Below are 13756 nucleotides of genomic sequence, written 5' to 3'. Positions count from 1 at the left end.
GGCGTCGACGCTCAGGGGCAGGCGATCACGGTCATCGATCCGGGAGCCACCTCGGTGAAACCGGCGTCGCGCACCGCGACCGCCCTGCCCCGCACCACCTCGATGGTCAGCTCTTCCCACAGTCCGACGTCGGCATCCCGCACTGCGCAGCGGTAGCCGGTGGCCGCCCACGCGCGTGCCTGCTCCGTGGTCATCGCACCGGCGAGCAGCATCGACGCGTGACCGACCTGCGCCGCGGCCTTCCCCACCGTCATGTCCAGGGCGGAGTTGATCCACAGCACCGGAATCCCGCCCGGGATCTCCCCGGGGTCGTCGTGTTCGAGATCGGTGCCGCCGATCTGCAACTTCCGGATGCGGGGGTCGAGTGCGCCGACGGCGACGGGCACGAGTGCGCGGGCCTGCGCACCGTCGACGTCGACGGTGATCCCGTCGACCTCCTGCGCCGCACGCCACCCCGCTCCCCGCGCACGCCGCGACACCTTGCGGATCCGGGACCCGATCCAGGCGCGGTAATCCTCCTGCCACGGTCCGGGCGCGCCCGTCTCGTCGGGGCCGACGCGAGAGTCGAGGCACAACGCCACCGCCGCGGCCGCCGCAGCCTCGAGCAGAGCACTACGCGGCGGGGGGTCGGCCTTCGGAATGTGCAGCACGATCGGCATGGCGAGAACCTGCGCCGGGTCGTCCGGATCCGGCCGTCCGCCGTATCCGGCCGCGAGGACGGCGTGACGCGCCGCCCACAGGGCGTCGTCACGGGTCTCCCCGGCGGCCGCGTCGCGGCGCGATTCCGTCACGACAGCGGGACGCGCCGCACCACGCCGTCCACCGCGTCGGCGGCCTCGACCTCGTCTCGGGTGACCCCCAGGATGAACAGCACCGCGTCGAGGAAGGGGTGCGACAGAGCGGTGTCCGCGACCTCCCGCAGAGCGGGCTTGGCGTTGAACGCGATTCCCAGTCCGGCCGCGTTGAGCATGTCGATGTCGTTGGCGCCGTCGCCGACCGCCACCGTCTGCTCCATCGGGACCCCGACCTGAGCGGCGAACTTGCGCAGTGCGGTCGCCTTCGCGGCCCGGTCCACGATGTCGCCGATCACCCGGCCGGTGAGCTTGCCGTCCACGATCTCCAGCGTGTTGGCCTGCACGAAGTCCAATTCCAGTTCGTGGGCCAGGCCCTCGATGACCTGCCGGAAACCGCCGGACACCACGCCGCAGTGGAAGCCGAGCCTGCGCAGCGTCCGGATGGTGGTGCGGGCACCCGGTGTCAGTTCCAGGTTTTCCGCGACGTCGTCGATCACGGAGGCGTCGAGGCCGGCGAGCGTTGCGACCCGCTGATGCAGGGATTCGGTGAAGTCGATTTCGCCGCGCATCGCCGCTTCGGTGACGGCGCGGACCTCGTCCTCGACGCCCGCCCGGGCGGCGAGCATCTCGATGACCTCGCCCTGGACGAGGGTCGAGTCGACGTCGAACACGATGAGCCGTTTGGCGCGCCGGGCCAGTCCCCCGCGCTCGACGGCGATGTCGACGTTCTCGCGCACGGCCACTTCTGCCAGTACGGTGCGCAGACTCTTGTCCGCCTCCGCCGAGCCGGGAGCGCTCACGAGAAGTTCGAGGCCCGTCACCGGGTAGTCGGCGACACCGCGGATCGAGTCGATGTTGACCCCGAGGGTCGCCATCTCCCGCGCCACCGAACGCAGTGCGCGAGCCGACACCGGACTACCGAGCACGACCACGGCGTGGGTGGACAGCGACTGCCTGCCGGGATCGGCACCGATCTCGACGTCCACAGACATCCCGACGGTGGCCATCGCCTCTTCGAGTTCCTCCTGCAGCGCTTCCCCGTTCTCGGGGCAGGCCACCAGGACACCGAGGGTCAGACGCCCACGAATCACCACCTGCTCCACGTCGAGAAGGCTCACGTCGTGGCGGGAGAGCGACCCGAAGAGCACCGAGGTGACGCCGGGTCGGTCGGGGCCCGTCACGGTCACCAGAACAGTGGTGTCAGCTGCACCCACCGATGTACTCCGATCATGTTGCTCGCGCGGCTTGTCCGGCACCCATTGTGCCAACTGAAAGGCCCCGCCCGGTGTGGGGGCGGGGCCTTTCCGAAACTGATGTGTCAGCGGCCGGTGTCGGTTCCGGGGTCGCCTTCGTCGCCGACGGTCAGCGGCTCGTGGCGTTCCTTCTCGAGCACGGTGCTGGCGTGCTTGCCACCGTGGCCCGGTCCGACGTGCGCCTCGGCCTTCATCCGCTCGACCATGTGCGGGTAGTGCAGCTCGAACGCGGGACGCTCGGAGCGGATGCGCGGCAGTTCGGTGAAGTTGTGCCGCGGCGGCGGGCAGCTGGTGGCCCACTCGAGGGAGTTGCCGTAACCCCACGGGTCGTCGACGGTCACGACTTCGCCGTACCGGTAGCTCTTGAAGACGTTCCAGATGAACGGCAGCGTCGAGGCACCGAGGACGAACGCGAAGATCGTCGAGAAGGTGTTCAGGAATGTGAAGCCGTCCGAGGGCAGGTAGTCGGCGTAACGACGCGGCATACCTTCGTTACCCAGCCAGTGCTGGACGAGGAACGTGCCGTGGAAGCCGATGAACGTGGTCCAGAAGTGCCACTTGCCGAGACGCTCGTCCATCATGCGTCCGGTCATCTTCGGGAACCAGAAGTAGATGCCCGCGTACGTGGCGAACACGACGGTGCCGAAGACCACGTAGTGGAAGTGGGCGACCACGAAGTAGGTGTCCGTGACGTGGAAGTCCAGCGGCGGGCTCGCGAGGATGACGCCGGACAGACCACCGAAGAGGAACGTGATCAGGAAGCCGATGGAGAACAGCATCGGCGATTCGAACGTCAACTGCCCCTTCCACATGGTTCCGATCCAGTTGAAGATCTTCACACCCGTAGGAACGGCGATCAGGAACGTCATGAACGAGAAGTACGGGAGCAGCACGGCGCCGGTGGCGTACATGTGGTGCGCCCACACCGCGATGGAGAGCGCGGCGATCGCCAGGGTCGCGTAGACCAGGCCGCTGTATCCGAACACGGGCTTACGGCTGAAGACCGGGAAGATCTCCGAGACGATGCCGAAGAACGGCAGCGCGATGATGTACACCTCGGGGTGGCCGAAGAACCAGAACAAGTGCTGCCACAGCAGCACACCGCCGGTGGCCGGGTCGAAGATGTGGCCACCGAGGTGACGGTCCACGAACAGGCCCATGAATGCAGCGGTCAGCAGAGGGAACGCCAGCAGAATCAGGATGCTGGTGATGAAGATGTTCCACGTGAAGATCGGCATGCGGAACATGGTCATGCCGGGGGCACGCAGGCAGATGACGGTGGTGATCATGTTGACACCACCGAGGATGGTGCCGAGGCCGGCGACCGCGAGGCCCATGACCCAGAGGTCGGCGCCGACGCCCGGGGAGTGCAGTGCACTCGTCAGGGGCGTGTAGGCGGTCCAGCCGAAGTCCGCGGCACCGCCGGGGGTGATGAAGCCTGCGGTGGTGATGATCGCGCCGAACACGTACAGCCAGTAGCTGAACGCGTTGAGTCGCGGGAACGCCACGTCGGGGGCACCGATCTGCAGCGGCAGGATGTAGTTGGCGAACCCGAACACGATCGGCGTCGCGTACAGCAGCAGCATGATCGTGCCGTGCATCGTGAACAGCTGGTTGAACTGCTCGTTCGACAAGAACTGCATACCGGGCACAGCGAGCTCGGCGCGCATCATCAGGGCCATGAGACCACCGATGAGGAAGAACGCGATCGAGGTCGTCAAGTACATGATTCCGAGCACCTTGGGGTCGGTGGTCGTAATCATTTTGAAGATGAACGAGCCCTTGGGTCCCTGCCGCGGCGGGTAAGGCCTGGCTGCAGCTATCGCGGGGACTGGCTGGGGCGCTACGGCAGTCACTGATCCTCCTGAATGCGCGTCCGTCCCCGGGCTGCGAGGCGAACGGTCTCTGGCTTGCGCTCATCGAATCGTAGACCGTGCCCTGAGCGGCCTCCGACTGGGTCCTACCCACTGTCGTACTTACCCGGACTCAGAGCAAATTGTGGCGGATGCGACCTGCGGTTTGTCGCGCCGGGGAGTGCTCACTGTCACGCGGTCCGGCGTGTCGCACGTGACCGGTCGATGCGGATCCACGGAGGCTCCGACACGCGGAACCCCGGTGCTAAGGTTTCGCTCACCTAACTTTCGATCAGGAGCTCCATGTGAACGTTCTCTCCCGACGCCGGGTAGTCGCCGGCGCGGTCGCACTCGCCGCTGCAGCCACTTTCTCGATCACGTCATGCTCCAGCGGCGACGACTCCCCCGCCGCGTCCGGCACCACGTCGTCGACCGGGCAGTTCCCCCGCACCGTCGACCACTTTCGCGGCAGCACCGAGATCCCGGCCGCACCGCAGCGCATCGTGGCACTCGACAACAGTTTCACCGACGCCGTCCTCCTCCTCGAGGCGCCACTCGTCGGATACGTCGACTACCGCGAACCCGGCCTCCCCGACTACCTCGGCTCCTCGCGGAACGAGTTCGCGGCGGAAGCCGAGTCGGTGGGCAAGGTCAGCACCGCGAGCCTCGAGCAGATCGCCGCGCTGCAACCCGACCTGATCATCTCCGCCGAGGTGCGCGACGGAAAGAACTATGAGCAACTATCCGCGATCGCGCCGACCATCTTCACCGAGACGACCGGGCCCACGTGGAAGGACAACATCCGTCTCGTCGGCAAGGCACTGGGCAAGGAAGAACTCGCGGAGCAGAAGATCGGCGCCTACGAGGAGCGGGCCGCGGCCGTCGGCGCGGAGATCAACGACACGGCGTCGAATCCGGTGATCTCGGTCGTGCGGTTCGCGGGCGAGCCGACGGCACGCCTCTACCGCACGACCTCGTTCAGCGGGATCGTGCTCTCGGACGCCGGGCTCGCTCGTCCGCAGAGCCAGGGCCCCGATCCGGCCGACCCCGACAACATCATGCAAGCCATCAGCCCCGAGCTGATCAGCGAGGCGGAGGGCGACGCCATCTTCGTCAGCACCTGGCAGGACCCGGCCGGCAAGAGCGCCGAAGCGGCGAAGCCGTTCCTGGAGAGCCCGCTGTGGCAGACGCTGAAGGGACGCAAGGTCGACGTCGACGACGCCCGCTGGATGTCGCCGGTCAGCATCCAGGGTGCGCACCTCATCCTCGACGACCTGTCGGACACGTTCGGGGTGGACAAGCACAGCGGCTAACCTGAACGCGCCCGCACACACAGGAAGTCGCCGAATTGTCCCCTCGTAGGTTTTCCGCCCGCCGCGCGTCCACCGGTCTCGTCGCCGTCGCTGTGCTCGCAGTCGCCGGCTGCTCTCAACCGTCCGACGACGATCCCGCAGCGTCCATCGTCCGGACCACCACGCAGATCGCCGGAGCCGGTGTGGTCGGCATCGAGCGGGACACCACGACCGCCTGCGCCGAGCCGGCCCCGGTCGACGCCGCACTCGCGGCCGGCTCGACGCACCGGGTGGTCCACACGAAGGGCGAGAGCGACGTTCCGTCCGATCCGCAGCGGATCGTGGTACTCGACAGCGCCGCACTGGACGCGGTGTGCGCACTCGGTCTGTGGAAAAACGTGGTCGGCGCGGCGACCGTCGACGGGGACTCGCCTCAGCCCGGCTACCTCGGCACGGGCATCTCCGAGATCCCGAGCGTCGGATCCGTCGACGCCCCGGATGTGAACAAGATCGCGCAGGCGGACCCGGACCTGATCCTCGGATCGAGTCCGGCGTCCGACCAGCTGTACGGCGCGCTCTCCCCCATCGCGCCCACCGTGTTCGTCGGCTCCGACCCCGTGTACTGGAAGGCCCAGTTCCTTCTCGCCGGCAACGCCCTGGGCCGGGCCGACGCGGCGACGGCCGCACTCGAGCAGTACCAGCAGGACGCCACGCAGCTCGGCGTCGACATCGATGCCGCGCAGACACAGGCGTCCGTCGTCCGATTCGACGCCGACAGCATGGAGGTCGAGGGTCCGGCCACGTTCGCCGGCCAGGTGCTCACCGACGCCGGAGTGCGGCGGCCCGCCTATCAGAACCTCGACGGCGCAGTCACCGAACCGATCACCGAATCCGACATCGACCAGGCCGAGGGCGACCTCATCTACGCCGTCCTGGACGGCGAGGAGGGCACCGCGCACGCGGAGGACGTCATGTCCGGTGAGGCATGGGAAGACCTCGAGGCGGCCTCCGACAAGCGGGTCTTCGCTGTGGAGGGTGACGTGTGGGGCGGAAACGGTGTCGTCGCCGCGCGCGCGATGCTCACCGACCTGCGGAACACGCTGAACGGCTACGTCGGCTAGGAGGCCCGGTGCCTGTCCCCGAGTTCGTCACCGCCCTGCGCGGCCACGTCGGCACTGCGCCGCTGTGGCTGTCCGGGGTCAGTGTCGTGGTGCGCGACGCCGACGGCCGGGTGCTGCTGACCCGGCGCGTCGACAACGGCAAATGGGCCGTCGTGTCCGGCATCCTCGAACCCGGGGAGGAACCCGGACCCGCGGCGCTGCGTGAGGTACGCGAAGAAACCGGCGTGCTCGCGGAACTGGTCCGGATCACGAGCGTCGACGTCACCGACCCGATCACCTACCCCAACGGCGACGTCGCGCAGTATCTGGACGTGTGCTTCCTCGCGCGGTACGTCGGCGGGCAGGCAACGGTGTCGGACGACGAGAACCACGACGTCGCCTGGTTCTCCCCCGACGAACTGCCGCCGGATCTCACCTCGTCGTCGCGACTGCGGCTCGACAAGGCCCTGCAGGACGAGCCCGAGGCGTGGTTCCGCCGCTGAACGCAGTTCGCCCGATGTCACACCGGTGCAGTCGAACTGAACAGGTGTGACATCGGGCGACAGGCCTGGGCCGGCTCTAGAAGTCGCGAGCGGGTCGCTCTAGAAGCGCGAGCGGGTCGCTCTAGAAGTCCCAGTCCTCGTCTTCGGTGTTGACGGCCTTGCCGATGACGTAGGAGCTGCCCGAGCCGGAGAAGAAGTCGTGATTCTCGTCCGCGTTGGGTGAGAGCGCCGACAGGATCGCCGGGTTGACGTCCGTCTCGTCCTTCGGGAACAGACCCTCGTAGCCGAGGTTCATCAGCGCCTTGTTCGCGTTGTACCGCAGGAACTTCTTGACGTCCTCGGTGAGGCCCACCTCGTCGTAGAGGTCCTGGGTGTAGTCGACCTCGTTGTCGTAGAGCTCGAAGAGCAACTCGAACGTGTAGTTCTTGAGGTCGTCGCGCTCGGCCTCGGTGAGCTGCTCGAGGCCCTTCTGGTACTTGTAGCCGATGTAGTACCCGTGCACGGCCTCGTCACGGATGATGAGGCGGATGAGGTCGGCGGTGTTGGTGAGCTTCGCCCGCGACGACCAGTACATCGGCAGGTAGAAGCCGGAGTAGAACAGGAAGCTCTCGAGCAGGGTGGAAGCCACCTTGCGCTTGAGCGGCTCGTCGCCCTGGTAGTAGTCCATGACGATCTCGGCCTTGCGCTGCAGGTTCGGGTTCTCCTCGGACCAGCGGAAGGCGTCGTCGATGTCGCGGGTGGAGCACAGCGTCGAGAAGATCGAGCTGTAGCTCTTGGCGTGCACCGACTCCATGAACGCGATGTTGGTGTACACCGCTTCTTCGTGCGGGGTGATGGCGTCGGGGATGAGGCTGACGGCGCCCACGGTGCCCTGAATGGTGTCGAGGAGCGTCAGCCCCGTGAACACCCGCATCGTGAGCTGCTTCTCCTGCGGCGTGAGCGTCCCCCACGACGGGATGTCGTTGGACACCGGCACCTTTTCGGGCAGCCAGAAGTTGCCGACGAGACGGTCCCACACCTCGGCGTCCTTCTCGTCCTGGACGCGGTTCCAGTTGATCGCGGATACGCGACTCACCAGCTTGACCATTGATTCCTCACTTCGTTCGGCTGTGAGTACTTATTAACCGCCGGCGGTTAATAAGTACTCACGGGCGGCGGAGCCGCCTACAGCATGCAGGAAACGCAACCTTCGACCTCGGTACCCTCCAGAGCCATCTGACGCAGCCGGATGTAGTACAGCGTCTTGATGCCCTTGCGCCACGCGTAGATCTGCGCCTTGTTGATGTCGCGGGTGGTGGCGGTGTCCTTGAAGAACAGCGTCAGCGACAGCCCCTGGTCGACGTGCTGCGTCGCCGCGGCATAGGTGTCGACGATCTTCTCGTACCCGATCTCGTAGGCATCCTGGTAGTACTCCAGGTTGTCGTTGGTCAGGTAGGGCGCCGGGTAGTAGACGCGGCCGATCTTGCCTTCCTTGCGGATCTCGATCTTCGACGCCACCGGGTGGATGGAGCTGGTGGAGTAGTTGATGTACGAGATCGAGCCCGTCGGCGGGACGGCCTGCAGGTTCTGGTTGTAGATGCCGTACTTCTGCACGGACGCCTTCAGCTCGCGCCAGTCGTCCTGCGTCGGGATGTGCACACCGGACTCGGCGAACAGCTGACGCACCCGCTCCGTCTTCGGTTCCCACACCTGATCGGTGTACTTGTCGAAGTACTCGCCGGACGCGTACTTGGACTGCGGGAAGCCCTTGAAGTGGGTGCCCCGCTCGATGGCGATCCGGTTGGACGCCCGCACCGCGTGGAACACGACGGTGTAGAAGTAGATGTTCGTGAAGTCGATGCCTTCGTCGGAGCCGTAGTAGATCCGCTCACGGGCCAGGTACCCGTGCAGGTTCATCTGCCCGAGGCCGATGGCGTGAGAGTCGTTGTTGCCCTGCTCGATCGACGGGACCGAGTAGATGTGCGTCTGATCGGACACCGCGGTGAGGGCGCGGATCGACACCTCGATGGTGCGTGCGAAGTCGGGCGAGTCCATGGTCTTCGCGATGTTCAGCGAACCGAGGTTGCAGGAGATGTCCTTGCCGACCTCGCTGTAGGAGAGATCGTCGTTGAACAGCGACGGCGTCGAGACCTGCAGGATCTCCGAGCACAGGTTGGAGTGGGTGATCTTGCCCTCGATGGGGTTGGCCCGGTTCACCGTGTCCTCGAACATGATGTACGGGTAGCCCGACTCGAACTGCAGCTCGGCGATGGTCTGGAAGAATTCGCGCGCCTTGATCTTCGACTTGCGGATCCGCTTGTCGTCGACCATCTCGTAGTACTTCTCGGTGACGTTGACGTCCGCGAACGGGACACCGTAGATGCGCTCGACGTCGTACGGCGAGAACAGGTACATGTCCTCGTTCTTCTTCGCCAGCTCGAACGTGATGTCCGGGATGACCACACCCAGCGACAGCGTCTTGATGCGGATCTTCTCGTCGGCGTTCTCCCGCTTGGTGTCGAGGAAGCGGTAGATGTCCGGGTGGTGCGCGTGCAGGTACACCGCGCCCGCGCCCTGACGCGCGCCGAGCTGGTTGGCGTACGAGAAGGAATCCTCGAGCAGCTTCATGATCGGGATGACACCGGAGCTCTGGTTCTCGATCTTCTTGATCGGGGCACCGTGCTCGCGAACGTTGCTGAGCAGCAACGCAACTCCGCCGCCGCGCTTGGACAGCTGCAGGGCGGAGTTGATGGAGCGGCCGATCGACTCCATGTTGTCCTCGATACGCAGCAGGAAGCAGGACACGGGCTCGCCGCGCTGCTTCTTGCCGGAGTTGAGGAACGTGGGGGTGGCGGGCTGAAACCGGCCGGCAATGATCTCGTCGACGAGCTTGGTCGCCAGCTCTTCGTCGCCGGCGGCGAGCGTGAGCGCGACCATGCAGACACGGTCCTCGAACCGCTCCAGGTAGCGCTTGCCGTCGAACGTCTTCAGCGTGTACGAGGTGTAGTACTTGAACGCGCCCAGGAACGTCGGGAAGCGGAACTTCTTGGCGTAGGCGTGATCGATCAGCGACTTCACGAACGCGCGCGAGTACTGGTCGAGGACCTCGGGCTCGTAGTAGTTCTCCTCCACGAGGTAGTCGAGCTTCTCGTCCAGGTTGTGGAAGAAGACGGTGTTCTGGTTGACGTGCTGCAGGAAGTACTGGCGGGCGGCGGCGACGTCCTTGTCGAACTGGATCTCACCGTTGGGGCCGTACAGGTTGAGCATGGCGTTGAGTGCGTGGTAATCGAGACCGTTCGTCGAGTCTCCACCGCGCGCGTCGCGCTCTACGCTCCCCGCGTCGATGGTGTCTGTGATGGTCGGCGCCACTTCTCGTGCTCCTCGTCGTCTAAGTGATCCCAGAATTCACCCAGACCGGCCCTGACCCGCTCGACGTCCTCGGCTGTGCCCATGAGTTCGAAGCGGTAGAGGTAGGGAACGTGGCATTTCTGAGAAATGATGTTTCCTGCAAAGCAATAGGATTCACCGAAATTGGTGTTTCCTGCCGCGATCACTGCTCGGATCAGCGACCTGTTGTGCGTGTTGTTGAGAAATCGGATGACCGGCTTCGGGACGTAACTGGTGTCGCGGCCCATGGCCGTCGTTCCCCCGCCATAGGTGGGGACGATCAGCACGTAGGGTTCGCGAACCTCGAAGGTCCCCTCACGGTCGTGAATGGGTATGCGCGTCGCAGGCAGCCCGAGCCGCTGGACGAATCGGTGCGTGTTCTCCGACGCGCTGGAGAAGTACACCAGCGATGTCATCGGTTTCCACCATCTGGACTAGTACTACCGTTTACTGCCGCCCGGGAATCGGTTCGATCTCCGCCTCGGGCGGTGCGATCGCCTCGCTTCAAGCAGCGTTTGCCGAGAGGGTCTTGATGCGGTCGGGGCGGAAGCCCGACCAGTGTTCGTCACCAGCCACGATCACGGGCGCCTGCAGGTATCCCAGTGCCATGACGTAGTCCCGGGCTTCGGGGTCTTCGGTGATGTCGACAACGGAGTATTCGATACCCGCCTTGTCGAGGGCCCGGTAGGTGGCATTGCACTGAACGCAAGCGGGCTTGGTGTAGACGGTGATGCTCATGAAGTCCCTCTTTCCACTGCCGAATGGAGCTGACGAAGTGTGTGTTCAGCGCACTGAGACTTCCCCGGATCGAGATGGCGGTGACCCCCGATGGAGATGCTCACCGAGTCGGTTCTCGTTGTGGTCTCTCAGTGCTCAAGACACTACACCTAGTGGCCGACAGAAACACTTAACCCGAGATGTTGTGAGTCACATTGATGAAATTCCCAGGTCGTCATCCCGCGAACCATAAATTTCGCGCTCGCTCCGGCGTGTCGCACATCACATTTTCGGCGTGACGCGGAACACCCCTCGCATCGCGCTCCCGCACTGGAGGCTTTCAGCTGTTGCCGATATATCTAATCTAATCGATAGGTTCTGACACTGGTCTGCCGGTGTGAATTGGTGAGGCGACTTGGGATGTCGGTGGTTGGGTGCGCAAGGCGGCAGGTAGGGCCGGTGGCCTTCTGGGTGCACCGGTTCGGGTCACCGAATCTTTGACCGCGCGGACCTCGACTCCTATCAGGGCAGGCCGCCCGGATGGGGGAGTGCGGGCCCGGGTCGGCGGGGGCAGCGGGCGGGGTTGGGCCGGATGCTCGACGACGCGGCCGAGGGTCGGTTCACGGCGGTGCGGGTGGTGTGGCGAGATCGATTGGCCCAGTTCGCCGGTGGGCTGGATCGGGCGGTACTTGTCGGAGGCCGGCGTTACAGTCAAGGTCGTACGAGACAGGAGCGACAGATCGCTGGTGGGAGGGTTGATGGATGACGTCAGGGCGGTGCCGGCATCGTTGTCCGGCCGGTTCTCTGGGCGCTGTGGTCGAAACAGAATCAACGACGGGGTCTCCCGCTCGACAGTCTTGCTACGTTGCACGCGCGCCCGCTGGCTGCTCGATTACGATCAGGCAGCCACGACGCCGCGGCAGGGTTGGGAATGGGTTAACCGGTGAGCATCTCGGGCGTTCGCGGGTTCTTGTCACCGGCGGTGCCGGCGGACGGCTGGTGCATCATGGTCCGCGCGTGTGGGAACGTGAAGGTGCTGACCGATCCCGAATTGTGCCGGCTATGACCGGGCCGGGATCGACTGTGCCGCGGCAGTTCGCGTTCACCACCCGCGCCCACGTGGCGGTCGACGACGCGACCGGTGAGCGGATCGGCCTCGATGACGTCGACACCCGGGTGGGGTGGCTGCTCGATCTGATTGCAGGTGCTGGCGCCGAGTTGGTGTCGCGGCTGTGGCGGCCGGCGACGTTCGACGTGCTCGCCGCCGGCCGTGACCGCCAGGACCGCAGGCTGCCCGCACAGGGTCATGTCGCCGCGGCGCGGCTCGGCTGGGATCCGTTCTATCCGGACGGGGTCTATGTGCCGTCGCGGGTGAGCCGGGTGGTGACCGCGCAGGTGCTGGCAACCCTGCGGAGCCTGACCTACCGGGACACCGCGATCGCGGCACTGTCGACCCGATTCGACCCGGCCACCGGTCGTCTGACCGCACCCACCGAGCCGGGCGACTCTGTGCCCTCGGGTTTCGCTCGGGGTGTGCGGCGCCAGCTCGCCGCACGCGCCCGCTCCAGTGGCGGGGCACCGGCCGGCCGGTTGCGGATCACCGACCTGCAGGGACCACCGCAGATCGCGTCGATGGCCCGACTGTCGGCCGCCGATCGGCAGCTCGCGCAGCTTGCCGTCACCGTCGCAGAGCATGAGCTGGTGTTGACGGTGAAGCTGCCGACCTGTCCCGCGCTGGTGGGGCGGGCGCAGTGGCGGCGGGTGCGGCTGACCGCGGCCATCCCCGCGCACCTGTGCGGCCGGCCTGTCATCGATTGGCATCTGCCGATCCTGGTCCTCGACCGCCGGGGTCTGTTGTGGCGGTGCGCCGCGACCGAACTCGTCCCGGCAGGCGACCTGGACTCGGCCGCGGTCGCGGTGGGCGTGGATTGGTCCCCGTCCACGCTCGGTGCCGCCGCCATCACCACCGACAGCCCGGAGGGGCTGGTGTCGGATTACCGGGGCTTCACCTACGACGACCGGGGCCTCGGAATCAAACTGGCGCGCCTGCAGGCCGAGGGGCAGCTGCTGCACGCCAAGGCCGCCCGGCTGACCCGGCTGGCCGCCACCGCCCCACCGGAGGTCCGCGCCCAGCTGGAGGCGAAGATCGCCGTCCTCGACGAACACCGCACCGCGGTGGGTGCCAAGCGGGGGAAGATCAACCGGGAACTCGCGTTCCACTTCGCCTGCCAGGTCACCGACTACGCCACCACCGCCGGAGCGCAGGTGATCGCGGTGGAAGATCTCAGCACCCTCGAGACCCGCGGACACGGCCGGGTCAACAACAACCGGGCCGCGCAGTCCGCCCGCCGCCAAGCGGTCGCCGCCCTCGCGCACACCGCCGCCGGTGCCGGCATCACGGTGGTCTCGGTGCCCGCCCGAGGCTCCTCGGCATTGTGTCCGGGCTGCGACGAACCACTTGCCCGTCCCGGCGGCTATCACGACGCGTGGTGCCCGGGCTGCCGGGTCGGTGGCAACCGCGACCACCTCGCCGGGGTGAACCTGGCCAAACGCGCACTGCTCGGCAAGAACAACGTCACCCGCCGGCGGGGGCAGCTGCCCGCCGTCCGGGTCGCCGAACACGCGCCGGTCCGGCCATCGCGCGACAAAACCGGTCCGACCCCGAGCAGGCCCCGGCATCGCCGGGTCCGCCGCAGCCTGCCCACCGTGACGCCGCGGTTGGGGGTGACTCCGAAACAGCATGTTCCTGCACCACAAGCGTCGGTGTGGGACACGGTCCAACCCACACCACCGCACGGTGATGCGGGTAGCCGTGACACACGTACATCTCAGACGCCCGCCACACCAGTGGCGGATGGTATGAGGTCTACGTAGACGC

General features: G+C 66.3%; 11 protein-coding genes. 4 read left to right on the top strand and 7 right to left on the bottom strand.

Annotation, left to right across the window (positions count from 1 at the left end):
- Positions 1 to 11 precede the first annotated feature (11 nt).
- From RHA1_RS31535 to ctaD, 3 genes are all read right to left on the bottom strand, one after another.
- Positions 12 to 791: an aminoacyl-tRNA hydrolase gene (locus tag RHA1_RS31535; RefSeq protein ID WP_011598348.1), complete on the bottom strand. Its 780-nt coding sequence runs from the start codon at positions 789 to 791 to the stop codon at positions 12 to 14.
- Positions 788 to 2008, bottom strand: coding sequence for a phosphoserine phosphatase SerB (gene serB, locus RHA1_RS31530; RefSeq protein ID WP_011598347.1), 1221 nt, complete (start codon positions 2006 to 2008; stop codon positions 788 to 790). The genes RHA1_RS31535 and serB overlap by 4 nt, the downstream gene beginning before the upstream one ends.
- A 104-nt stretch (positions 2009 to 2112) precedes the next feature.
- Complete coding sequence (gene ctaD, locus RHA1_RS31525) at positions 2113 to 3903, bottom strand: aa3-type cytochrome oxidase subunit I (protein WP_011598346.1); 1791 nt, start codon at positions 3901 to 3903, stop codon at positions 2113 to 2115.
- 302 nt (positions 3904 to 4205) lie between these two features.
- Here ctaD and RHA1_RS31520 point away from each other — a divergent pair, with 302 nt between their 5' ends.
- The 3 genes from RHA1_RS31520 to RHA1_RS31510 are packed head-to-tail and all read left to right on the top strand — an operon-like array spanning position 4206 to position 6795.
- Positions 4206 to 5213, top strand: a complete 1008-nt coding sequence (locus RHA1_RS31520; RefSeq protein WP_011598345.1) for an ABC transporter substrate-binding protein — start codon at positions 4206 to 4208, stop codon at positions 5211 to 5213.
- Positions 5214 to 5248: 35 nt separating this feature from the next.
- On the top strand, positions 5249 to 6313 hold the full coding sequence (locus RHA1_RS31515) for an iron-siderophore ABC transporter substrate-binding protein (protein ID WP_011598344.1): 1065 nt from the start codon (positions 5249 to 5251) through the stop codon (positions 6311 to 6313).
- A gap of 8 nt (positions 6314 to 6321) precedes the next feature.
- Entirely contained in the window at positions 6322 to 6795 is a 474-nt protein-coding gene (locus tag RHA1_RS31510; RefSeq protein ID WP_011598343.1) for an NUDIX hydrolase, read from the top strand.
- 121 nt (positions 6796 to 6916) lie between these two features.
- On the opposite strand, the gene nrdF is transcribed toward RHA1_RS31510, so the two are convergent.
- The 4 genes from nrdF to RHA1_RS31490 all read right to left on the bottom strand — a co-directional run bounded on the left by nrdF (position 6917) and on the right by RHA1_RS31490 (position 10899).
- Positions 6917 to 7882, bottom strand: a complete 966-nt coding sequence (gene nrdF / locus RHA1_RS31505) for a class 1b ribonucleoside-diphosphate reductase subunit beta (protein WP_005240291.1) — start codon at positions 7880 to 7882, stop codon at positions 6917 to 6919.
- A gap of 77 nt (positions 7883 to 7959) precedes the next feature.
- Positions 7960 to 10143, bottom strand: coding sequence for a class 1b ribonucleoside-diphosphate reductase subunit alpha (nrdE, locus tag RHA1_RS31500; protein ID WP_009479636.1), 2184 nt, complete (start codon positions 10141 to 10143; stop codon positions 7960 to 7962).
- On the bottom strand, positions 10101 to 10577 hold the full coding sequence (gene nrdI / locus RHA1_RS31495; protein ID WP_005259574.1) for a class Ib ribonucleoside-diphosphate reductase assembly flavoprotein NrdI: 477 nt from the start codon (positions 10575 to 10577) through the stop codon (positions 10101 to 10103). The genes nrdE and nrdI overlap by 43 nt, the downstream gene beginning before the upstream one ends.
- A gap of 88 nt (positions 10578 to 10665) precedes the next feature.
- Complete coding sequence (locus RHA1_RS31490; protein WP_005240286.1) at positions 10666 to 10899, bottom strand: redoxin NrdH; 234 nt, start codon at positions 10897 to 10899, stop codon at positions 10666 to 10668.
- Between the two features lie 1041 nt (positions 10900 to 11940).
- Between RHA1_RS31490 and RHA1_RS31485 the strand changes: the two genes are divergently transcribed.
- The gene (locus RHA1_RS31485; protein ID WP_041812212.1) at positions 11941 to 13752 is read left to right on the top strand and encodes a zinc ribbon domain-containing protein; all 1812 of its coding nucleotides are present in this window, start codon (positions 11941 to 11943) and stop codon (positions 13750 to 13752) included.
- Positions 13753 to 13756: the final 4 nt, after the last annotated feature.

This window comes from Rhodococcus jostii RHA1 (assembly GCF_000014565.1).
GTDB lineage: Bacteria > Actinomycetota > Actinomycetes > Mycobacteriales > Mycobacteriaceae > Rhodococcus_F > Rhodococcus_F jostii_A.
This window is presented reverse-complemented; position numbering and strand designations above follow the sequence as displayed.

What these genes read in the sequence shown, in the direction of transcription:
- nrdF (WP_005240291.1), bottom strand. Translation starts at nt 7,882, where the DNA reads ATGGTCAAGCTGGTGAGTCGCGTATCCGCGATCAACTGGAACCGCGTC.
- nrdI (WP_005259574.1), bottom strand. Translation starts at nt 10,577, where the DNA reads ATGACATCGCTGGTGTACTTCTCCAGCGCGTCGGAGAACACGCACCGA.
- RHA1_RS31490 (WP_005240286.1), bottom strand. Translation starts at nt 10,899, where the DNA reads ATGAGCATCACCGTCTACACCAAGCCCGCTTGCGTTCAGTGCAATGCC.
- RHA1_RS31485 (WP_041812212.1), top strand. Translation starts at nt 11,941, where the DNA reads ATGACCGGGCCGGGATCGACTGTGCCGCGGCAGTTCGCGTTCACCACC.